Annotated in this window: 19 protein-coding genes and 1 riboswitch; of the genes, 8 read left to right on the forward strand and 11 right to left on the reverse strand. The window is 58.6% G+C overall.

Annotated features, from left to right (window positions below; all coding sequences use genetic code 11):
• Positions 1-60: 60 nt before the first annotated feature.
• Together ASD46_RS00095 and ASD46_RS00100 are read right to left on the reverse strand one after the other, a co-directional pair.
• Entirely contained in the window at positions 61-1,050 is a 990-nt protein-coding gene (locus ASD46_RS00095; protein ID WP_025593386.1) for a copper chaperone PCu(A)C, read from the reverse strand.
• 88 nt (positions 1,051-1,138) lie between these two features.
• Positions 1,139-1,519: a hypothetical protein gene (locus ASD46_RS00100; RefSeq protein ID WP_025593384.1), complete on the reverse strand. Its 381-nt coding sequence runs from the start codon at positions 1,517-1,519 to the stop codon at positions 1,139-1,141.
• 173 nt (positions 1,520-1,692) lie between these two features.
• Here ASD46_RS00100 and ASD46_RS00105 point away from each other — a divergent pair, with 173 nt between their 5' ends.
• The 5 genes from ASD46_RS00105 (at position 1,693) to ASD46_RS00125 (ending at position 7,602) form a co-directional block, all read left to right on the forward strand.
• Positions 1,693-1,878, forward strand: a complete 186-nt coding sequence (locus tag ASD46_RS00105; RefSeq protein WP_025593382.1) for a DUF3008 family protein — start codon at positions 1,693-1,695, stop codon at positions 1,876-1,878.
• 124 nt (positions 1,879-2,002) lie between these two features.
• Positions 2,003-2,090, forward strand: a riboswitch (glycine riboswitch).
• A gap of 154 nt (positions 2,091-2,244) precedes the next feature.
• Positions 2,245-3,384 carry a glycine cleavage system aminomethyltransferase GcvT gene (gcvT, locus tag ASD46_RS00110; protein WP_013636050.1) on the forward strand — a complete coding sequence of 380 codons (1,140 nt, stop codon included), beginning with the start codon at positions 2,245-2,247 and terminating at the stop codon, positions 3,382-3,384.
• Positions 3,385-3,412: 28 nt separating this feature from the next.
• Positions 3,413-3,775: a glycine cleavage system protein GcvH gene (gcvH, locus tag ASD46_RS00115; protein WP_003512948.1), complete on the forward strand. Its 363-nt coding sequence runs from the start codon at positions 3,413-3,415 to the stop codon at positions 3,773-3,775.
• Positions 3,775-6,639: an aminomethyl-transferring glycine dehydrogenase gene (gene gcvP, locus ASD46_RS00120; RefSeq protein ID WP_003512945.1), complete on the forward strand. Its 2,865-nt coding sequence runs from the start codon at positions 3,775-3,777 to the stop codon at positions 6,637-6,639. Before gcvH ends, gcvP begins: the two co-directional genes overlap by 1 nt.
• 159 nt (positions 6,640-6,798) lie before the next feature.
• Positions 6,799-7,602, forward strand: coding sequence for an endonuclease/exonuclease/phosphatase family protein (locus ASD46_RS00125; protein ID WP_025593377.1), 804 nt, complete (start codon positions 6,799-6,801; stop codon positions 7,600-7,602).
• Positions 7,603-7,648: 46 nt separating this feature from the next.
• On the opposite strand, the gene ASD46_RS00130 is transcribed toward ASD46_RS00125, so the two are convergent.
• The gene (locus ASD46_RS00130; RefSeq protein ID WP_013636046.1) at positions 7,649-8,152 is read right to left on the reverse strand and encodes a hypothetical protein; all 504 of its coding nucleotides are present in this window, start codon (positions 8,150-8,152) and stop codon (positions 7,649-7,651) included.
• A gap of 133 nt (positions 8,153-8,285) precedes the next feature.
• Between ASD46_RS00130 and ASD46_RS00135 the strand changes: the two genes are divergently transcribed.
• Positions 8,286-9,626, forward strand: coding sequence for an MFS transporter (locus ASD46_RS00135; protein ID WP_029658762.1), 1,341 nt, complete (start codon positions 8,286-8,288; stop codon positions 9,624-9,626).
• Between the two features lie 60 nt (positions 9,627-9,686).
• Here the strand turns inward: ASD46_RS00135 and ASD46_RS00140 are convergent, their stop codons facing one another.
• The 5 genes from ASD46_RS00140 to cysG form a co-directional block, all read right to left on the reverse strand.
• The gene (locus ASD46_RS00140) at positions 9,687-10,499 is read right to left on the reverse strand and encodes a ferredoxin--NADP reductase (RefSeq protein WP_060641774.1); all 813 of its coding nucleotides are present in this window, start codon (positions 10,497-10,499) and stop codon (positions 9,687-9,689) included.
• Between the two features lie 146 nt (positions 10,500-10,645).
• Complete coding sequence (locus ASD46_RS00145; RefSeq protein WP_025593375.1) at positions 10,646-11,152, reverse strand: DUF934 domain-containing protein; 507 nt, start codon at positions 11,150-11,152, stop codon at positions 10,646-10,648.
• A 10-nt stretch (positions 11,153-11,162) separates the two neighbouring features.
• On the reverse strand, positions 11,163-12,833 hold the full coding sequence (locus ASD46_RS00150; protein WP_003512935.1) for a nitrite/sulfite reductase: 1,671 nt from the start codon (positions 12,831-12,833) through the stop codon (positions 11,163-11,165).
• Between the two features lie 8 nt (positions 12,834-12,841).
• Positions 12,842-13,156 (reverse strand): DUF2849 domain-containing protein, encoded by a 315-nt coding sequence (locus ASD46_RS00155; RefSeq protein WP_003512933.1) that lies wholly within the window; start codon positions 13,154-13,156, stop codon positions 12,842-12,844.
• Positions 13,149-14,612, reverse strand: coding sequence for a siroheme synthase CysG (cysG, locus tag ASD46_RS00160; protein WP_013636043.1), 1,464 nt, complete (start codon positions 14,610-14,612; stop codon positions 13,149-13,151). The genes ASD46_RS00155 and cysG overlap by 8 nt, the downstream gene beginning before the upstream one ends.
• 262 nt (positions 14,613-14,874) lie before the next feature.
• On the opposite strand from cysG, the gene ASD46_RS00165 reads away from it, so the two are divergent.
• Positions 14,875-15,462 carry a deaminase gene (locus ASD46_RS00165; protein ID WP_025593372.1) on the forward strand — a complete coding sequence of 196 codons (588 nt, stop codon included), beginning with the start codon at positions 14,875-14,877 and terminating at the stop codon, positions 15,460-15,462.
• A gap of 64 nt (positions 15,463-15,526) precedes the next feature.
• A complete protein-coding gene (gene mazG, locus ASD46_RS00170; protein ID WP_025593370.1) occupies positions 15,527-16,372 on the forward strand; it encodes a nucleoside triphosphate pyrophosphohydrolase in 846 nt (281 codons plus the stop codon).
• A gap of 201 nt (positions 16,373-16,573) precedes the next feature.
• Here mazG and hflX read toward each other — a convergent pair whose 3' ends face one another.
• The 3 genes from hflX to trkA all read right to left on the reverse strand — a co-directional run bounded on the left by hflX (position 16,574) and on the right by trkA (position 19,910).
• A complete protein-coding gene (gene hflX / locus ASD46_RS00175; protein WP_200951514.1) occupies positions 16,574-18,013 on the reverse strand; it encodes a GTPase HflX in 1,440 nt (479 codons plus the stop codon).
• A 93-nt stretch (positions 18,014-18,106) separates the two neighbouring features.
• Complete coding sequence (hfq, locus tag ASD46_RS00180; RefSeq protein ID WP_003496145.1) at positions 18,107-18,349, reverse strand: RNA chaperone Hfq; 243 nt, start codon at positions 18,347-18,349, stop codon at positions 18,107-18,109.
• Positions 18,350-18,533: 184 nt separating this feature from the next.
• Positions 18,534-19,910 (reverse strand): Trk system potassium transporter TrkA, encoded by a 1,377-nt coding sequence (gene trkA, locus ASD46_RS00185; protein WP_003512920.1) that lies wholly within the window; start codon positions 19,908-19,910, stop codon positions 18,534-18,536.
• Positions 19,911-19,915 lie beyond the last annotated feature (5 nt).

The raw sequence follows: 19,915 nt of genomic DNA on the forward strand, positions 1-19,915 counted from the left end.
TTGGTCGAACAAGCTGAGGCTGCCGGATGAGTATTGCGTTCCGGCAGCCTCTTTTTTGCGTCAGTTGTGCTGGTGAGCGTTCTTGTCGTCACCACCCTTGGCCGAGCCTGCGGAAAGCACAATCTCAACCTTGCCAGCCTTTTCAAAGATCAGCGTCACCGGCACCTTGTCGCCTTCGGCAAACGGCTTCTTCACGTTGAAGAACATAATGTGCAGGCCGCCGGGCTTCAGTTCCACTGTCTCACCGGCGGGAATGACGATGCCGTCATCCAGCTTGCGCATTTTCATGACGTCGTTGACCATGGCCATTTCGTGAATTTCCGCGCGGCCGGCGGCGGAGGATTCGACGCCGATCAGCTTGTCGTCGCTGGAACCGGTATTCTTGATCGTCACATAACCGCCGCCCACGGGCTGACCGGGCAGCATGGCCTTTGTCGCGCCAGCCGAGAGCTCGAGACTGCCAGCCTTCACCACGTCCATATCTATATCCATGGCCATAGCGGAATGATCATGCCCGCCGGCATGGGCTTTTGCGGTAACGCGGATGGTCGGCGCCGGGCTTTTCAGCGAATGCGGATCGACGCCTGCGGCCGCTACCTCGTCCCAGGAAACCTTGCCTTTGTCGCCGCAAAGCTGCGTTACCTTGAAGGGAAGGTGCTGCCCGGCCTCTATGCCGGAGATTTTTCCCTGAATGGCAAAGGTGTCATAGAATTCATCCGGCAGATTGCCGCCCTTCCAGCGGATTTCGACCGCGCCGCTTTTGATGTCCTTTCCGTGGTTCTTGTAGGCTTTCTGATAGTCGCCCTTGATGACCTCAAGGTCCCAACCGGCCTTGGGCTGCGGCTTGGCAGTGATGAAGCCTTCCGGCAGCTTGATCTGCACTTCCGTGGTGGCAAGTCCGCCATCGCAGCCATGCGGCACCTGAAGTGCGGCAACGATGGTGCTTTCCTGTTCGGCCGAACCGTCAACGAAGGTCGTATGGGCGAAGGCCTGCGCCGTCGAGACGGAGGCGACGAAAAGGGTGCAGGTGATGATCTTGGTGGTTTTCATTTGTTTGTCCTTGCGACTGCGGCGCCATTGGCCCGGGCAGCTGCTCCGTGCCGCCACCCGGCGGCGATGATCCTGTGAAACGAAGAGATCAGGCCGACAGGGTTGGTGGGCCGCGTGCGGACGGTTTGCGGATCGTCTGGACCGAGCGAAAGCCCCATTCCGCGGTCAGGCGATTGTCGAGCCAGGCGAATTCCGTCCTCAGCCAGCCGGCCGCATCGGGCACCGGCAAGAGAATGGACGAGGCCAGAAGGCAGGCCTCGCAAAACAGGATCGCATCGCTTGAATGGGCGGGGCCGTCATTGGGGTGCGAGGCATTTACCCCGCCGCTGTGGCCTAGGCAGATTTCGGCAAAGGTGCCGTCCGGCAGCCGGTAACTCTCATCCAGAAGAACGGCAGGTGCCCCGGCGAGCGCGGGCTTGTGGGCAAAACCAAGCGACAACATCAAAAGCGCACAGAAAATGCGAAGCATTTTCTCCACCCTTGTCAGCGGTCGTTTTCGATTTGCGTCCATCTTCTGGCGATACCCCTCTTTCTTTCCGATTTCAAAGGGGAAATTTGCCGCAGGCCCATCCGCTCAACGGAACAATCGATACAGGGCGGCATTTCCTCTCCAATACGGATCGTTTCGGAAGGAGTACCGACATGCCAGCCAAATCGAAAGCCCAGCAGAAAGCCGCGGGTGCGGCGCTGGCCACCAAACGCGGTGAAGTCAAGAAATCCAGTTTACAAGGTGCTTCAAAAAGCATGGAGAAGTCCATGACAGAAAAGGAACTTGATGAACTGGCGTCGACAAAGCGCGAGGGTCTGCCGGAGAAAAAATCAGACTGACGGCACGCCTCACGCATGGAACTCGCCGTGTATCTAGCCAGCGATGGCGCAGATGGAGCAAAAATCTGTTCAGATGCGTCATTTCGTCCTTGCCAATGACCGGGCTTCGAAGATAATGAGCCTCGCATCATCGTTGGGAGAAACCGCTTCATTGCGGTGCCGAAGGAGCAACCGCCCCGGAAACTCTCAGGCAAAAGGACCACCGGTGACGACGGAACTCTGGAGAGAAGCCACCTTTCATAAGGACGGCTCGCCGAAGGGATAACAATCTCAGGCGACAAGGACAGAGGGGGCTCTTGAACCCGGCGCGTTTTTCGCGTCATGACCTGAGCCCGCGCGATCTTTCGCGCAACCCTGGAGGCGTCCTTGGACGATACCGCCGAGCTTAAAATCACGCCGCTCCATTCCCTGCATGTTTCCCTTGGCGCCCGCATGGTGCCTTTCGCCGGTTACGACATGCCGGTACAATATCCGGCGGGCGTGCTGAAGGAACATCTTCAGACCCGTACCTCTGCTGGCCTCTTCGACGTGTCCCACATGGGCCAGGTTATCGTGAAGGCGAAGTCGGGCAACAATGCCGACGCTGCAATCGCGCTTGAAAAACTGGTGCCGGTTGACATTCTCGGCCTAAAGGAAGGCCGCCAGCGTTACGGTTTCTTCACCGATGAAAACGGCTGCATCCTCGATGATCTGATGATCACCAATCGCGGCGATCACCTTTTCGTCGTCGTCAACGCGGCGTGCAAGGACGCCGATGTCGCCCATATGAAGGCGCATCTTTCTGACACTTGCGACATTACCCTTCTCGATGATCGTGCGCTGATTGCGCTTCAGGGACCACGCGCGGAAGCGGTTCTGGCCGAGCTTTGGGCCGGTGTTTCCGAAATGAAGTTCATGGACGTGCTGGAAGTTCCGCTGCACGACGTTCCCTGCATCGTTTCCCGTTCCGGTTATTCCGGCGAGGATGGTTTTGAAATCTCCGTGCCTGCCGAAAAGGCGGAAGAGATCGCAAAGGCCCTGCTTGAGCACCCTGATTGCGAGCCGATCGGGCTTGGAGCACGCGACAGCCTGCGTCTTGAAGCTGGCCTTTGTCTCTACGGCAACGATATCGATACAACGACCTCCCCCATCGAAGCCTCGCTTGAATGGGCGATCCAGAAGGCGCGCCGCGCCGGCGGTGATCGCGAAGGCGGTTTCCCTGGGGCGGAGCGTATTCTCGGTGAACTCAAGGACGGCACATCGCGCCGTCGCGTCGGCCTGAAGCCAGAGGGCAAGGCACCGGTGCGCGGTCATTCCAAGCTTTTCGCGGATGCCGAAGGCAAGACGGAAATCGGCGAAGTGACTTCCGGCGGCTTCGGTCCGTCGGTCGAAGGTCCCGTTGCCATGGGTTACGTCCCTGCGGCCTATACTGCTCCCGGCACGGCGATCTTTGCGGAAGTGCGCGGCAAATATCTGCCCGTCACCGTCGCTGCCCTGCCCTTCATCAAGCCTACCTACAAACGATAATCTTCATCCCATCTCCGGAGAGAATACGATGCTGAAATTTACCGCAGAACACGAATGGCTGAAGTTCGAAGGCGATATCGCCACCGTTGGCATTACCAGCCACGCCGCTGAACAGCTTGGCGACCTCGTCTTCGTCGAATTGCCGGAAGTGGGCGCCACCTTCTCCAAGAATGGCGACGCGGCGACCGTTGAATCCGTCAAGGCGGCTTCCGATGTCTATTGTCCGCTGGATGGCGAAGTGGTGGAAATCAATCAGGCCATCGTCGACGATCCCTCGCTGGTCAATTCCGATCCGCAGGGTGCCGGCTGGTTCTTCAAGCTGAAGCTCTCCAACGCCGCGGATGCCGATACGCTGCTCGACGAGGCAGCCTACAAGGAGCTGATCGCGTAATGACGACGCCCACGGAATTCCATTTCACCGACTATCAGCCCTATGATTTCGCCAACCGGCGTCACATCGGGCCGTCGCCGTCGGAAATGGCGGAGATGCTGAAGGTCATCGGCTACAAGAGCCTCGATGCCCTGATCGACGCCACCGTTCCCTCCTCCATCCGCCAGAAGGTGCCGCTGACCTGGGGTGCAGCGCTGACCGAACGCGAGGCGCTCGACCGCCTGCGCGAGACGGCCAACAAGAACCAGGTGCTGACCTCGCTGATCGGCCAGGGCTATTACGGCACAATCACGCCGCCGGTGATACAGCGCAACATTCTGGAAAACCCGGCCTGGTACACCGCCTATACGCCTTACCAGCCAGAAATCAGCCAGGGCCGTCTTGAGGCGCTGCTGAACTACCAGACCATGGTCTGCGATCTGACCGGCCTCGATGTCGCCAATGCATCGCTGCTCGATGAAGCGACCGCCGCTGCCGAAGCCATGGCGATGTGCCAGCGCGTCGCGAAGTCCAAGGCAACCGCCTTCTTCGTCGATGCCAATTGCCATCCGCAGACCATCGCGCTGATCGAGACACGCGCGGCGCCACTCGGCTGGAAGGTGATCGTTGGTAATCCCTTTACCGATCTCGATCCTGTCGACGTGTTCGGCGCGATCTTCCAGTATCCGGGCACCCACGGTCATGTCAGCGATTTCTCGGGCCTGATTTCCCGCCTGCACCAGACGGGTGCCATCGCTGCCGTTGCCGCCGATCTTCTGGCGCTGACGCTGTTGAAGTCCCCCGGTGAAATGGGTGCGGATATCGCTATCGGCACCTCGCAGCGTTTCGGCGTTCCGGTCGGCTATGGTGGTCCGCATGCGGCTTACATGTCAGTCAAGGATGCACATAAGCGCTCCATGCCTGGCCGTCTGGTTGGCGTCTCAGTCGATGCGCGCGGCAATCGCGCCTATCGTCTGTCGCTGCAGACCCGCGAGCAGCATATCCGCCGCGAGAAGGCTACCTCCAACATCTGCACCGCGCAGGTGCTGCTTGCAGTCATGGCGTCGATGTATGGCGTTTTCCATGGCCCGCAGGGCATCAAGGCGATTGCCCAGCAGACCCACCAGAAAGCCGTTTTGATGGCCAAGGGCCTCGAGAAACTAGGCTACGTCATCGAGCCGGAAACCTTCTTCGACACCATCACCGTCGAAGTCGGCCATATGCAGGGCGTCATCCTGCGCTCGGCCGTTGCGGAAGGTGTGAACCTGCGCAAGGTCGGCGCGACCAAGATCGGCATGAGCCTTGACGAGCGCACGCGTCCCGCGACGCTTGAGGCGGTCTGGCGCGCATTCGGCGGCAATTTCTCGATCTCGGATTTCGAGTTGGAATATCGCCTGCCGAAGGAACTGCTGCGCACCAGCCAGTACATGACGCATCCGATCTTCCACATGAACCGTGCCGAAAGCGAGATGACCCGTTACATCCGCCGTCTTTCGGACCGTGATCTCGCGCTCGACCGCTCGATGATCCCGCTCGGTTCCTGCACCATGAAACTGAACGCAACTGCGGAAATGCTGCCCATCACGTGGCCGGAATTTTCCGACATCCATCCCTTCGTGCCAGCCAATCAGGCGCTCGGCTACAAGGAAATGATCGATGACCTCTCGGAAAAGCTGTGCTCAGTCACCGGTTACGACGCCTTCTCCATGCAGCCGAATTCCGGCGCGCAAGGGGAATATGCGGGGCTCCTGACCATCCGCAACTACCACATCGCCAATGGCGGCGCACATCGCGACGTTTGCCTCATTCCAACCTCGGCGCACGGCACCAATCCAGCCTCCGCGCAGATGGTCGGCATGAAAGTGGTGCCGGTGAAAGTGCGGGAAAATGGCGATATTGATATCGACGATTTCCGAGCAAAAGCAGAGCAGTATGCGGAAAACCTCTCGTGCTGCATGATCACCTATCCGTCCACCCATGGCGTGTTTGAGGAGACGGTTCGCGAGATTTGCGAGATCACCCATAAACACGGTGGTCAGGTCTATCTTGACGGCGCCAACATGAACGCCATGGTCGGTCTTGCCCGTCCCGGCGATATCGGTTCCGACGTCAGCCACCTCAACCTGCACAAGACCTTCTGCATCCCGCATGGCGGCGGCGGTCCGGGCATGGGGCCGATCGGCGTCAAGGCGCATCTTGCTCCCTATCTTCCCGGCCATCCGACGACGGACGGTCGTGAAGGTGCGGTGTCGGCTGCCCCCTTCGGCTCACCGTCGATCCTGCCGATTTCCTGGAGCTACTGCCTGATGATGGGCGGCGAAGGGCTGACGCAGGCGACCAAGGTTGCGATCCTCAACGCCAACTACATCGCCGAACGGCTGAAGGGTGCTTACGACGTGCTCTACAAGTCCGAAACGGGACGTGTGGCGCATGAGTGCATCATCGACACCCGCCCGCTGGCAGACAGCTGCGGCGTGACGGTGGACGACGTTGCAAAGCGTCTCGTCGACTGCGGTTTCCATGCGCCGACCATGAGCTGGCCGGTTGCCGGCACGCTGATGATCGAGCCAACGGAATCCGAGACCAAGGCGGAAATCGACCGTTTCTGCGATGCCATGCTGGCGATCCGCGAGGAAGCCCGCGACATCGAGGAAGGCCGTGCGGACAAGACCAACAATCCGCTGAAGAACGCACCGCACACGGTGGAAGATCTCGTCGGCGAGTGGGATCGTCCCTACAGCCGCGAACAGGGTTGCTTCCCGCCCGGAGCCTTCCGCATTGACAAATACTGGTCGCCGGTAAACCGCATTGACAATGTCTATGGCGACCGCAACCTCATCTGCACCTGCCCGCCGATGGAGGCTTATGCCGAGGCCGCCGAATAAAGGCATCGGTACGAACGAACTTATGAAGGCCCGGAGCGATCCGGGCCTTTTTCGTTCCGGACACAAGCCCCAAGACTGCGCTACCACGTCACATGCGATTGATCGTAACCCGTTCCATGCTAAACCGGATGCTGCAATTTAAGCGGTGATGGAGTTTGAATGCGTTTGATTTGCCTGAATGGTTGGGGCGGAAAGCTCCATGACGAGCTTATTCCCTATATCTCCGTGTCCGATCCCGACATTCTATGTTTGCAGGAAGTGGTGCACACACCGGCAGCCGAAGAGGACTGGCTGAGCTATCGCGATGACGGTAGGGACCTGCCACAAAGGGCGAACTTTCTTCGCGATGTCCAAGAAGCCTTACCCGATCATCTTGCAATCTTTTGCCCGGCGTCACAGGGTGACCTCTGGCACGGGGAGACACGATATCCCTCACAATGGGGGCTGGCGACTTTCGTGCGTAAGTCCATCGCGATTGTTGCGCAGGCTCAAGGTTTCGTGCACGGCTGCTTTTCTGCGAATGGGTACGGAGATCATCCGCGTTCGCGCACGGGCCACGCTGTCAGGGTTTTCGACTTCACGACCGGCCAGCCAGCCGTCATCGCCCATATGCATGGGCTGCGTGACCCCAACGGTAAACACGATATTCCCGCCCGTCTGATGCAGGCAAAACGCCTCGTGAAACTCGTCAAAGACATCGCGGAGGATGGTGACCGGATCATCGTCTGCGGCGATTTTAATGTTCTGGCTGAGAGCGACACCTTCACGGTATTGAAAGAACTGGATCTCATCGAACTCGTCACAACACGTGGTTTCACAGACACGCGCACCTCGCATTATGCCAAACAAAACCGTTTTGCAGATTACATGCTGGTCAACCCGGTTGTGCAGGTCGATCACTTCGATGTGGTGAGACAGCCCGAAGTCTCGGATCATTGCCCCTTGCTGCTCGAATTCAGCTAGAGGCTTAAGCCGCCTTATCGATCGTTGTCTTCATCTCACGGTTTGGTCAGCGCACGAGCCGGATATCGCTCGTCACCACCGTCTTGCCGGTCCTGCCGTCCTTGTCGGTGGTGCGAAGCCGCAGTCCGTTTTGCCCGACTTTTTCTATTGTCATGGCTGCGACGCGGTCGCCGTTGATGTCGCGGTTCCAGCGAACCGTCAGATTGATTGCATTTCCCTGTCGCGTACCGGAAAGGGCAGACGGTCGGCCGGAGGGTCCGGTGTAAGCGCCGCTGTAACGTCCACCTTTCTCCGACAGGTCGGCCGCAATTGCGCGCCTGACCACCAGAAGGCCACGGCATGTGCCGGACATATTGAGCGACGAGGTCCCCGCTTTGGAATTCAGCGTACAATTGACGTTGATTGGCGGCGTGCCAATGCGGGTGATCACGGTTCCCTTACCCGCCCATGTGCCTTTCAGCGACGAGAGGAATTCGCGTTCGTCCGCTAATGCCGGCTGCACACCGAGCAGCCCTGCAAAAAATAAACTCGTGATAGCCGTCGTTTTCATGGCGCGTATCCAATTTTTCACGAAGACTAACTCGCTTGCACCGTCAAACGTTCCTCCGGTTTATTTAGCAACTATCAAAAAATTCGAGAGGCTCATGTTTCTATCGTGCCGATGCAACCAAATGCAGGCATAGATGTTTCTCGCCAGCGTCGATCAATTTCTGATCACCTACCGCATATTTTTCGGAGCATATTTCATGACGACGATCGGCGTTTTGGCACCGCGCGGCAGCCTCCCCTCCGGCGGTCTGCCTCGCAGCGGTGGTATGTCAGACCGCACGCTTTTTGCCCTTGCGGCGCTGAATTTCTTTCTGGCCGATGCTCGCGACGGGCTAGGGCCGTTCCTGGACGCATTTTTGGCGACACAGGGCTGGTCATCGCTTTCGCTGGGGATGATCGCCACGGTCGGCGGCCTCGTCGGTCTGCTTGCCACACCGCTCTGCGGCGCCTTGGTGGACGGCACGACGTGGAAAAGAACGTTGATTGCCATCCCCGTCGTTCTCGTGACCGTCGGTGCGCTGATTACGCTGATTTTTCCCGATGCGTGGATCGTCTGGACCGGCCAGATCATGACTGCGGTTGTCGGCGCCGTCGTGGGACCGGCTCTGGCCGGACTGACGCTTGGTCTGGTCGGTGAACGCCTGTTCTCCCGTCAGATATCGCGAAACGAATTCTGGAACCATGGCGGCAATTTCGCATCGCTCTTCGCCACTTACGTTGCTGTTTCCTTCTTCGGCTTGCATGGCGTCATCGGGCTGATGCTTTTGACGGCTGCCGGCGCACTTGTTGCCGCCGCCGCCATCGACCCCGACAGGATCGACCACAAGGTGGCGCGAGGCCTTGGCGAAGACAAGGGCGAACCGGGACCCTCAGGCATCAATGTGCTGCTTCACGAACGCGGTCTGATATTCCTCGCGATCATTCTTCTTATCTTCCACTTCGGCAACGCGCCGATGGGGCGGCTTATCGCGCAGAATTTTGCCATCGAACTGCAGACACCATTCCGCACGACAGCGATCATTACTGGCGTCGCGCAATTTGCAATGATCTTCGTTGCGGCCCTGGCGCCGTGGCTGATCCGTCGCTTCGGTCTTGCGACGGTGTTCCTGATCGCGCTTGCCGCCCTTCCGATCCGCGGTCTGCTGGCTTCCGCCTTCACCGATTTCTGGGTAATCTTTCCGGTACAGCTACTTGACGGTATCGGTGCCGGCCTTCTGGGCATCGTGACGCCTGTGGCCGCCGAACGCATTCTCAAGGGAACCGGCCGGTTCAATGTCGGCCTTGCAAGCGTCATGATGGTGCAAGGCATTGGTGCGTCCCTCAGCAACGTCGTTGCCGGCTGGCTGGTCACCAAAGGCGGTTACGCCCTTTCGCACTTGGTCGGCGGCGGCATATCGGCCATCGCCATCGCTCTCTTCTTCATCTACCGAAACGAGATCGCCCCGAAGCAGGCCGACGAAGCACTGCCTCAGTAAACCGTACAAATAAAAAAGGAGGCCTCACGGCCTCCTTCATCCAACTTGCGCAAGTGTCGGTTATCCGACGAAAGCACGCTCGATGACGAACTCGGCAGGCTTGTTGTTCGCACCTTCGTTAAGGCCGGCCTTTTCAAGAAGCTCCTTCGTGTCCTTCAGCATGGCCGAAGAACCGCAGATCATGCCGCGATCGATAGCGGGATCGAGTGCGGGAACACCCAGATCCGCAAACAGCTTGCCGTTCTCTATCAGCGAGGTGATGCGGCCCTTGAAGGGATAATCCTCGCGGGTGACAGTCGCATAGTGCTTGAGCTTGTCGCCGACGATCTCGTTCAGGAATTCATGGTTCCTGATTTCCTCGACCAGATGGAAACCGTATTTCAGTTCGGCCACATCGCGGCAGGTATGGGTGAGGATGACCTCTTCAAACTTTTCATAGGTCTCGGGATCGCGGATCAAGCTTGCGAAGGGTGCGATGCCGGTGCCGGTCGAGAACATATAGAGCCGCCTGCCTGGTGTCAGCGCATCCAGAACCAGAGTGCCTGTCGGCTTCTTGCGCATAAGCACGGTATCGCCGGGCTTGATCGCCTGAAGATGCGAGGTCAACGGGCCATCCGGAACCTTGATCGAGAAGAATTCAAGTTCCTCGTCCCAGGCAGGGCTGGCGATGGAATAGGCGCGGTAGATCGGCTTTTCGCCGACCATCAGGCCGATCATGGCGAATTCGCCGGAACGGAAGCGGAAGCCGGCCGGACGCGTCATGCGGAAACGGAACAGGTGATCCGTATAGTGTTCCACCGACAAAACTGTCTCGGCGTAAACACCATCGGGTATCTTGATCGCGAAATCTTCCGTCTTGGCTGGCGCGTTCATTTCAGGTTCCGTCCATTCATTCGATAAGCGACATTCTTCGACCGGGCAATTATACCATTTTTGCCGCGGTTTGAAGGCATGAGAATATCAATACTGCCATGCGCGCAGAAAATATGCATCTAAAACTCATATTTCCGCGCAACGCGTCATTGGGCCGCACGGCGGCGCCAGCTATAGGCCTCTCCACCGTTGGCCGAAAGGGCCGTCGGCTGGTAATAGACCGGGATTTCCGGCAGGCGATTTTCGGACAGGCGGCGGATCGCCGTCTCGTTCGTCACCGCAAAGCTGGTAAAGCCGGTGCGCAGCATCAGCGGCACCTGGTCGATCAAAACATCGCCAACCGCCCTCACCTCGCCGGCAAAATCAAGACGGCTGCGCAGCAACGAGGCATGGCTGAAACCCCGCCCGTCATTGAAGGCCGGGAAGCTGACGGCGACAAGGTCGATACGGTCGAGATAGGGCTCGAGCCGGGTGACATCGTCGGCAGGCGCAATCAGAACGCCGAGGCCGACATCATTGCTTTCGGCCGCACGGACAAGGAAATCAGCGAGCGGCAGCACCGATTTCTGCTCGGCAGTTGCCTTCACTTCTTCCGTTTCGATCACCCAGGGATCGTTTTCCACGAAGCCGTCGCGGTTCCATATTTTCGTCATGGCAATCTCCTCAGGCGGCTTCAGCGGCGGAACCGTAGAGCGCATCCTTGAACGGCTGCGGTCCGACGCGGCGATAGGCTTCGAGGAAGGTTTCTTCCTTCGAAAGACGCAAGCCCAGATAGGTGTCGACGATGGTTTCCACCGCGTCGGTCACTTTTTCCGGCTCGAAACCACGGCCAATGATCTCACCAATCGAGGTGTTTTCATCACCCGATCCGCCAAGCGTGATCTGGTAGAGTTCCGCACCCTTCTTCTCAACACCCAGAAGGCCGATATGGCCGACATGGTGGTGGCCGCAGGCATTGATGCAGCCGGAAATCTTGATCTTAAGCTCGCCGATTTCCGCCTGACGTTCCGGCGCGCCAAAACGGGTAGAGATTTCCTGCGCCACCGGAATGGAGCGCGCATTGGCAAGCGCGCAATAGTCCAGCCCAGGACAGGCAATGATATCGGTGATCAGCCCGGCATTGGCAGTCGCCAGTCCGGCTCCTACAAGTGCGCGATAGACCGGCTCGAGATCGGCCAGTGCCACATGCGGCAGGATGATGTTCTGCTCGTGGCTGATGCGGATTTCGTCAAAAGCGTATTCGGCGGCGATATCGGCGACGAGTTCCATCTGCTCGTCGGTCGCATCGCCGGGAATGCCGCCAATCGGCTTCAGGGAAATCGTCACCATGCCGTAGTCCGGATGCTTATGCGGCTGGACGTTCTGCTCGACAAAACGGGCAAAACCTTCATCCGCCCGCTTCCAGCGCGCCAGGCTCTCCCAGCCTTCAGGGCGGTCCTTCAGTGCTGGCGGTGCGAAATACGCGGTAATGGCCGCAATATCGGCATCCGGCAGCTTCAATTCCGTGTTTTTCAGCTCCGCGAATTCGACCTCGACCTGGCGGGCCAGTTCTTCTGCGCCGGTTTCATGCACGAGGATCTTGATACGCGCCTTGTACTTGTTGTCGCGGCGGCCGTGCAGGTTGTAAACGCGCATAACGGCCGTGGTATAGGACAGCAGGTCTTCTTCCGGCAGGAAGTCGCGGATCTTCTTGGCGATCATCGGCGTACGGCCCTGCCCGCCGCCGACATAGACGGCAAAACCGATCTCGCCCTTGTCGTTCTTTTTCAGATGCAGGCCGATATCGTGAACCTGAATCGCGGCGCGGTCGCGCTCGGCGCCCGTTACAGCGATCTTGAACTTGCGCGGCAGGAACGAGAACTCCGGATGCACGGAAGACCATTGACGCAGGATTTCCGCATAAGGACGCGGATCGGCGACCTCGTCTGCGGCGGCGCCCGCGAAATGGTCTGCGGTCACGTTGCGAATGCAGTTACCCGAGGTCTGCAGCGCATGCATTTCCACGCTTGCCAGTTCGGAGAGGATATCGGGCGTGTCGGACAGGCGCGGCCAGTTGTACTGAATGTTCTGGCGGGTGGTGAAGTGGCCGTAACCCCGGTCATATTTGCGGGCGATATGGGCCAGCATCCGCATCTGCTGCGAATTCAGCGTGCCGTAGGGAATGGCGACGCGCAGCATATAGGCATGGAGCTGGAGATAGACACCGTTCATAAGGCGCAGCGGCTTGAACGCGTCCTCGGCAAGCTCGCCGGACAACCGGCGCTCGACCTGATCGCGAAACTGTGCCACGCGGCCTTCAACAAATGCATGATCGAACTCGTCGTAACGGTACATATTCTTCCTCAGACTGCGATGAATGCTGCATCGGCCGGCTTGAAGCCGTTGGCATAGTGCATGGTCGGGCCAGCGGCGCGAATGCGCTCACGAAGCCGCGTCGGCCAAAGCTTGCCATTCTCCTCCACCACGTCGATGACATTCACGTCAACGACCTTGTTGGCGGAAAAATCCCGCTTGCCGATTTCCTCGAACGAAGCGACGGCCTCTGCGTGGCGGGCGACGATTGCGTCCTGCAGGTTCTCCGTCCATTCGCCATTGGCATCGAGCCATACAGCGATCCCATCGCCCAGGCGGTTGGCGGTCAAAACCTTGTCAGCCATTTGCATACTCCCTTTTAAGGTTCGCTGGCCGCGCAACAAGCGCGAGCGCCTCGGACCTGTCAAAATTGGCGCCCGCCACCGCATCGCCGATAATGACCATGACCGGACCGGTCAGTTCGTCGCGATGTTCGAGGTCGGGCAGATCGTTCAAAGTGCCATGCAGCAGGCGGCGATCCGCGCGGCTGGCATTTTCGATGACGGCTACGGTCGTTTCCACGCCCAGACCTGCCTGTATCAGCCTCGTCGCGACCGACGCGGCAACGCTGCGGCCCATATAGACAGCAATGGTAGCGCCGGAGACGGCAAGCCGCGCCCAGTCCGGCAGGACATCGCCAGTCAGATCGTGGCCGGTGGTGAAAATCAGCGACGAAGCGACACCGCGCAGCGTCAAGGGCAATTCGAAATCCGCAGCAGCGGCGAAGGCGGAGGTAATGCCCGGAACGATCTCGTAACCGATACCGGCATCGCGCAGCGCCGCCATTTCCTCTCCCGCCCGGCCATAGACCAGCGGATCACCGGATTTGAGGCGCACGACGCGCTTGCCGTCTTTACCAAGACGCACCAGCAGGCGGTTGATCTCATCCTGCGACTTGCTGTGGCACCCCTTGCGTTTGCCGACGGACAGCCGCTCGGCGTCGCGGCGCCCCATGTCAACGATTGCCTGCGGCACTAGCGCATCGTAGACGATCACATCCGCTTCCATCAGCACGCGCTGCGCGCGCAGCGTCAGCAAATCTTCAGCACCGGGACCAGCGCCCACAAGCCAGACGCGGCCTTCGCTGCGCTCGGGCGATTGCAGCAAACGGTCAGCGGCATGGCGGGCGGATGATGTATCGCCGAGAGCGACGGCATCTGCGACAGCACCTGAAAAGAACCGGCGCCAGAAATTGCGCCGCAACGCGCCCTTGGGAACATTCTGCTCGGCGGCGTCACGATATTGCACGGCGAGGCGCGCAAGCTTGCCGAGCGACGGAGACAGCATCTGGTCGATGCGTGCACGGATCATCTGGGCAAGAACCGGGCCGGCGCCTTCGGTGCCAATGGCGATGGCGACGGGTGCGCGGGCAACGAGTGCCGGCGTGAAGAAATCGCAGAACTCCGGCTGATCCACTGCATTGGCGGGGATTTTCTTGGCGCGCGCAGCCAAAACGATCTCGCGGTCCAGTGCCTCGTCTCCAGTGGCGGCAAAAACCAGCGTCGCACCTTCAATCAGCGGGCTTGCGAAACTCAAGGCCCGATGATCGATGCCGTTTTCGCTGATATAGCGCGCAAAATCCGCTTCCGGCTCGTCGGCATAAGCAATGATATGTGCATTGGTATTGGCAAGCAGCCTTACCTTCGCAAAGGCCTCGTCGCCATTGCCGAAAACAGCGACGTGCCGTCCCTCAACCCGGAAGAACGCGGGGAAGGTCGAAAGGCGATCGCCAGAAGCGGAAAAATCATGTTCGTTGTGCATCGGGCATTTATCCCGCATTGCGGCGCAAGATTGAAGAAACAGAAATTCAAGCCTTTCCGACACCTGGATTTTTATTTCTCGAACACCCCTGTTTTTGAGGAAAACTAACCGGCGCACCTTTATCAACCCTGTCGAACGCCTCGAAATCCCATGAGAATCCCTTGACAAACCAGGCCCTCGCGCCGAACAAGAAGGGACTATTTTCGTCGATTTCTCCATGCAAAAACCGCTTCACTCTGAGGCGGTACGAAGGATTAGACCCTTGACCAGCTCGACCATCGCCACCCGTCTTCTCGATGTTATCGAACACGATATCCTGCCCCTGACGACGCGCGGCGTCAGCCTCGGCAACAAGGTTTTCGGTGCGGCGATCCTGCGTAAATCCGACCTGTCGCTGGTGATCGCGGAGACGAATAACGAGTTGGAAAACCCGCTCTGGCATGGCGAAGTGCACGCGCTGAAGCGGTTTTACGAGCTGGGTGAGAAGCCGAACACCAAGGAATTGATTTTCCTTTCCACCCATGAACCCTGCACCATGTGCATGTCAGCCATCACCTGGGCCGGCTTCGATAATTTCTACTCCTTTTTCAGCCACGAGGATTCGCGCGACGCTTTCGCCATTCCGCACGACCTGAAAATCCTCAAGGAAGTTTTCGGGCTGGAGCCGGGCGGGTATCGCCGCAGCAACGCCTTCTGGAACTCTTTCTTCATTGCCGATCTGGTGGAGACCGAAGACGATCCTCTGAAGACCGAGCTGAAGGCGCAGACGGCCCGCATCAAGGCTGCCTATGACGAGCTTTCCACCAGCTATCAGTCATCGAAGAGCGGCAACGATATTCCGCTGAACTAGAGCATTTCTAGACGGTTTTCCGCCTGGATATGTGTGAAAATAAAGAACGAAGGTTTGAAAGACTATGGAAGCCTCGAAGGATATTTCCCGCCTGATCGAGATCATGGAAGCCCTGCGCCAGCCGGAAACCGGCTGCCCCTGGGATGTCGTCCAGACCTTCGAGACAATCAAGCCTTACACCATCGAAGAGGCTTATGAGGTTGCCGACGCCATCGAGCGCAAGGATATGGATGATCTTTGCGAAGAACTTGGCGACCTGTTGCTGCAGGTGGTTTTCCATGCCCGCATCGCCGAGGAACGGGGCGAATTCGCCTTTGGCGACGTGGTTGAGGCCGTGACGTCCAAAATGATCCGCCGCCATCCGCACGTCTTTGCCGTTTCCGCTGCCAATACGCCTGACAGCGTCAAGCTGCAATGGGACCAGATCAAGGCCGAGGAAAAGCGCGAGCGTGCGGAACGCCGCGCCCGCCGCGGTATCACCGAGGATTTCAAGGCCGGCTTTTTAGGCGGTGTGCAGCGTAGCCAGCCGGCTCTGACCGAGGCTCTCAAGTTGCAGGAACAGGCTGCGCGCGTCGGTTTCGATTGGTCGGATCCAGCCCCCATTCTCGACAAGATCGAGGAGGAAATCGCCGAACTGCGTGAAGCGCTGGCGGAGGGAAAGCCGGAGAAGGTCTCTGATGAACTTGGCGATCTCATCTTCGCGCTGGTCAATATCGGCCGCCATGTCAAAGCCGATCCGGAAGACGCGCTGCGCGGCACCAATACGAAATTCCGCAGGCGTTTCAATCACATCGAGACGTCGCTCACCGAAAATGGCGAAACGCTTCAGGAAGCGAGCCTTGAGAGAATGGAAGACCTGTGGCAGGCGGCAAAACGCATCGAACGCTCGCTGGATATGATTTCGTCCTGATCACCCGGATATGCTGAAAAACTCAGAGCGCCCGGTGCTTTCGACAGTGGTGACGAAAACCTAAAACCTCTCCTGCGTCATGCTCGGGCCTGTCCCGAGCATCTGCGACATCCTGATTGTATCTCTGTGTCTAGATCCTTGGGACAAGCCCAAGGATGACGTTGAGTATAAGGAAATATACCGCAATCGTTCTCGGAGCGTTTACTGCTCCCAGTCTTCCCGCTCGCGGATGGTTGCCTTTCCAAGCTTCCGTTCCAGCTCGGTGGCCTGCGCTTCCGACAGGCGCACATCAAGGGAAACCGAACCGTCCTCATTGTCTTCGCGGCTATCCACGATGGAGTTGCTGTAGACCCATGAGATCAGCGGCAATTGCTCGACGGAGAGGACGACAGTCGTTTCCGTCAGGACACCTGACAGACGGCCGGAAATCTCGTCCATGAGGGCATCGACGCCCTCGCCCGTGACCGCCGAAACGGCACGAATATCGGAGCGGCCCTCGGCACGTTCAATGATGGCGTCATGCGCTTCGGGTTCGAGACGATCGACCTTGTTCCAGACCTCGATGATGCGCTTTTCGGCTTCCTTCTCGTCAATACCGAGATCGCCAAGAATGCGCAGCACATCGGCCGACTGGGCGGCATTATCCGGATCGGACATGTCGCGCACGTGCAAAATAAGATCGGCTTCCAGCACCTCTTCCAGCGTTGCGCGGAAAGCGGCGACGAGATGCGTCGGCAGATCGGAGATGAAACCGACGGTATCGGACAGGATAACCGTGCGGCCATGCGGCAGCTTCATACGGCGCAAGGTCGGATCGAGCGTTGCGAACAGCATGTCTTCCGCCAGAACGCCAGCACCCGTAATGCGATTGAACAGGGTGGACTTGCCGGCATTGGTATAACCGACCAGCGCCACGATCGGGTGCGGCACCTTGCGGCGCTTGGCGCGGTGAAGCTGGCGGGTGCGCACCACCTGCTCCAGCTCGCGCTCGAGCTTGACGATGCGATCCTGCAGCAGCCGACGGTCGGCCTCGATCTGCGTTTCACCCGGACCGCCCATGAAGCCCGCGCCACCGCGCTGGCGTTCAAGGTGTGTCCAGCTTCTGACGAGGCGGCCCTTCTGATAGTTCAAATGCGCAAGATCGACCTGCAACGTGCCTTCCTTGGTGGAGGCACGGCGGCCGAAGATTTCGAGGATCAGGCCCGTCCTGTCGATGACCTTGGCATTCCACTGCTTTTCAAGATTGCGCTGCTGCACCGGGGTCAAAGGATGATCGACGATCACCAGACCGGAATTGGTTTCATCCAGAAGATGGCCGATTTCCTCGATCTTGCCGGTTCCAAACAAAGTTGCAGGACGCGGCTGGTTGACCGGCACGACAAGACCTTGCGTTACCTCAAGACCAATGGCGAGCGCCAGCCCCTTTGCTTCCTCAAGCTTGGCCTCAACAGACCGTACAGGAGAAACCGGACCCGCCACCGCATCACGGCTTTCGCGCTGCTGCTTGAGGACAGGCACGATGACCACCGCACGCATGTCGTCGCGGTGCTTTTCCTGTTCGGGGATGATCGATTCGTTCGAGGTGTCGCGCGTCGTAATGGGTTCAGCCTTATCAAGAAATGAATTTGAAGCCGACCGCATCCGTGCGGACGACTATCTGGATTAACCTGATTGAACCGGAAATGTTCCCGGTTCAGGTCAGCTTATATCGAAGATACCGTTGAGGGAGCCTGATCAGGCTGCGCCTTCTTCGCTCTCGAACATCTGCATCGGCTGGCCGGGCATGATGGTGGAGATCGCATGCTTGTAAACAAGCTGCGAGTGACCGTCACGGCGCAGAAGCACGCAGAAATTATCGAAGGAAGTGACAACGCCCGTCAGCTTGACGCCGTTGATCAGGAAAATCGTGAGCGAAATCTTTTGCTTACGAACGGTATTGAGGAAAAGATCCTGAAGGTTTTGAGAACGTTCCGCCATGGCGCCGCTTCTTTCTTTTTTGCCGGCAGGGATACCGGAAAATAATCAATCAATAATAAGCCGGCCGAGTCTAGTCCCCCGCTTGGCCGACCTGCAACTCTGGTATCAAATCGTGTCCTGTTCCGCAACGGCGAAAACAGCCGAATGAGTACGAGTATTGACCTGCTTTTTCGATTCGAAACAGTCAGAAATATTGTATCGAAACCCGGAAAAGCTGTTCCACGTCGCGCACCGCATCGGCAGATGCAAACAGCACGACGCGGTCCTTCGCCTTGATCTTCGTGCTGCCGTCCGGGCGGATCACCACACCGTCGCGATAGATCGCGCCGATGCGCACGCCATCAGGCATATCGATGTCACGGAAGGACTGGCCGACCAGCGGCGAAGTCTCCAGCGCCTCTGCCTCGATTACCTCCGCCGAGCCGCGCTGAACGGCATAAACCGACCGGATACGGCCCTTGCGCACATGCTGGAGAACGCGCGAAATGGTAACGGCCCGGGGATTGATATAGGCGTCGAGACCGAGTGAATCCGCAACCTCGTGAAAGGACGAGCTGTTCAACAATGCAAGGTTGGATTTGCAGCCAAGCTGCTTGGCCATCACCGCCGCCAGTATATTGGTCTGATCGCTGTTGGTGAGCGTCACGATCAGATCCGCATCCTGAATATCGGCCTGCAGCAAAATCTTCTGGTCCAGCGCCGAACCATGCATGACAATGGTGTTGCTGAGCTGTTCCGATGCGGCAATAGCCCTGTCGCGATCCGCCTCGATGATTTTTACCCGCGTCTTAGGCTGCAACTCCTCGATCTTCTGCGCGACGAAGTGGCCAATATTGCCGGCGCCCGCAATCACGATGCGCTGCGCCTCTTGCTCCTCATGGCCGAAGAGGCCAAGGGTGCGGCGTGCGTGCTGGCGTTGACAGATGACATAAGCGAGGTCGCCGACGCGCAGCTGCTCGGAGGAGTGCGCGACCTTGAGGATGCCGTTCCGGTAGACACCCACCACGGTTGCGATAAGGTCCGGAAAGAGGTTGGAAAGTTGCTGCAGCGGCGTGTTGATGACCGGGCAGTCCTCCATGCACTCGATTGCCAGCATGAAGACCGTGTCGTCGGCGAAACGCACGACATCGGTGGCACCCGGAAAGGCGATGCGCCTGAGTACCATCTTGCCGACTTCGACTTCAGGCGAAATCGTCACGTCGATCGACATGTTTTCGCGGCTGAACAGATCGGCATATTCCGGCTTCAGATAGCTTTGGTCGCGGATGCGGGCGATCTTGGTCGGAACGCTGAACAGCGCATGCGCAACCTCGCAGGCGACGATATTGATCTCGTCATGCAGGGTCACGGCGATGATCATGTCGGCCTGGTCCGCACCCGCCTTTGCCAGCATGTCGGGATGGGCGCCATGGCCGACATAACCGCGCACATCCAGCGTCTCGGTAATGGCGGTAATGAGGGTCGCGGAGGTATCGATGACCGATACCTCATTGTCCTCGCGCGACAGTTGTTCGGCGATGCCGTAACCCACCTGCCCTGCGCCGCAAATGATGACTTTCATGCTGT

This window comes from Rhizobium sp. Root491, assembly GCF_001427205.1.
Lineage (GTDB): Bacteria > Pseudomonadota > Alphaproteobacteria > Rhizobiales > Rhizobiaceae > Agrobacterium > Agrobacterium tumefaciens.

Excerpts from the sequence above, each read along its gene's own strand:
- cysG (WP_013636043.1), bottom strand. The coding sequence starts at position 14,612 with ATGCACAACGAACATGATTTTTCCGCTTCTGGCGATCGCCTTTCGACC.
- ASD46_RS00155 (WP_003512933.1), bottom strand. The coding sequence starts at position 13,156 with ATGGCTGACAAGGTTTTGACCGCCAACCGCCTGGGCGATGGGATCGCT.
- trkA (WP_003512920.1), bottom strand. The coding sequence starts at position 19,910 with ATGAAAGTCATCATTTGCGGCGCAGGGCAGGTGGGTTACGGCATCGCC.
- ASD46_RS00105 (WP_025593382.1), top strand. The coding sequence starts at position 1,693 with ATGCCAGCCAAATCGAAAGCCCAGCAGAAAGCCGCGGGTGCGGCGCTG.
- ASD46_RS00140 (WP_060641774.1), bottom strand. The coding sequence starts at position 10,499 with ATGAACGCGCCAGCCAAGACGGAAGATTTCGCGATCAAGATACCCGAT.
- ASD46_RS00100 (WP_025593384.1), bottom strand. The coding sequence starts at position 1,519 with ATGCTTCGCATTTTCTGTGCGCTTTTGATGTTGTCGCTTGGTTTTGCC.
- ASD46_RS00145 (WP_025593375.1), bottom strand. The coding sequence starts at position 11,152 with ATGACGAAAATATGGAACCGCGACGGCTTCGTGGAAAACGATCCCTGG.
- hfq (WP_003496145.1), bottom strand. The coding sequence starts at position 18,349 with ATGGCGGAACGTTCTCAAAACCTTCAGGATCTTTTCCTCAATACCGTT.
- hflX (WP_200951514.1), bottom strand. The coding sequence starts at position 18,013 with ATGCGGTCGGCTTCAAATTCATTTCTTGATAAGGCTGAACCCATTACG.
- ASD46_RS00150 (WP_003512935.1), bottom strand. The coding sequence starts at position 12,833 with ATGTACCGTTACGACGAGTTCGATCATGCATTTGTTGAAGGCCGCGTG.
- ASD46_RS00125 (WP_025593377.1), top strand. The coding sequence starts at position 6,799 with ATGCGTTTGATTTGCCTGAATGGTTGGGGCGGAAAGCTCCATGACGAG.
- gcvH (WP_003512948.1), top strand. The coding sequence starts at position 3,413 with ATGCTGAAATTTACCGCAGAACACGAATGGCTGAAGTTCGAAGGCGAT.
- ASD46_RS00095 (WP_025593386.1), bottom strand. The coding sequence starts at position 1,050 with ATGAAAACCACCAAGATCATCACCTGCACCCTTTTCGTCGCCTCCGTC.
- mazG (WP_025593370.1), top strand. The coding sequence starts at position 15,527 with ATGGAAGCCTCGAAGGATATTTCCCGCCTGATCGAGATCATGGAAGCC.
- gcvP (WP_003512945.1), top strand. The coding sequence starts at position 3,775 with ATGACGACGCCCACGGAATTCCATTTCACCGACTATCAGCCCTATGAT.
- ASD46_RS00130 (WP_013636046.1), bottom strand. The coding sequence starts at position 8,152 with ATGAAAACGACGGCTATCACGAGTTTATTTTTTGCAGGGCTGCTCGGT.
- ASD46_RS00135 (WP_029658762.1), top strand. The coding sequence starts at position 8,286 with ATGTTTCTCGCCAGCGTCGATCAATTTCTGATCACCTACCGCATATTT.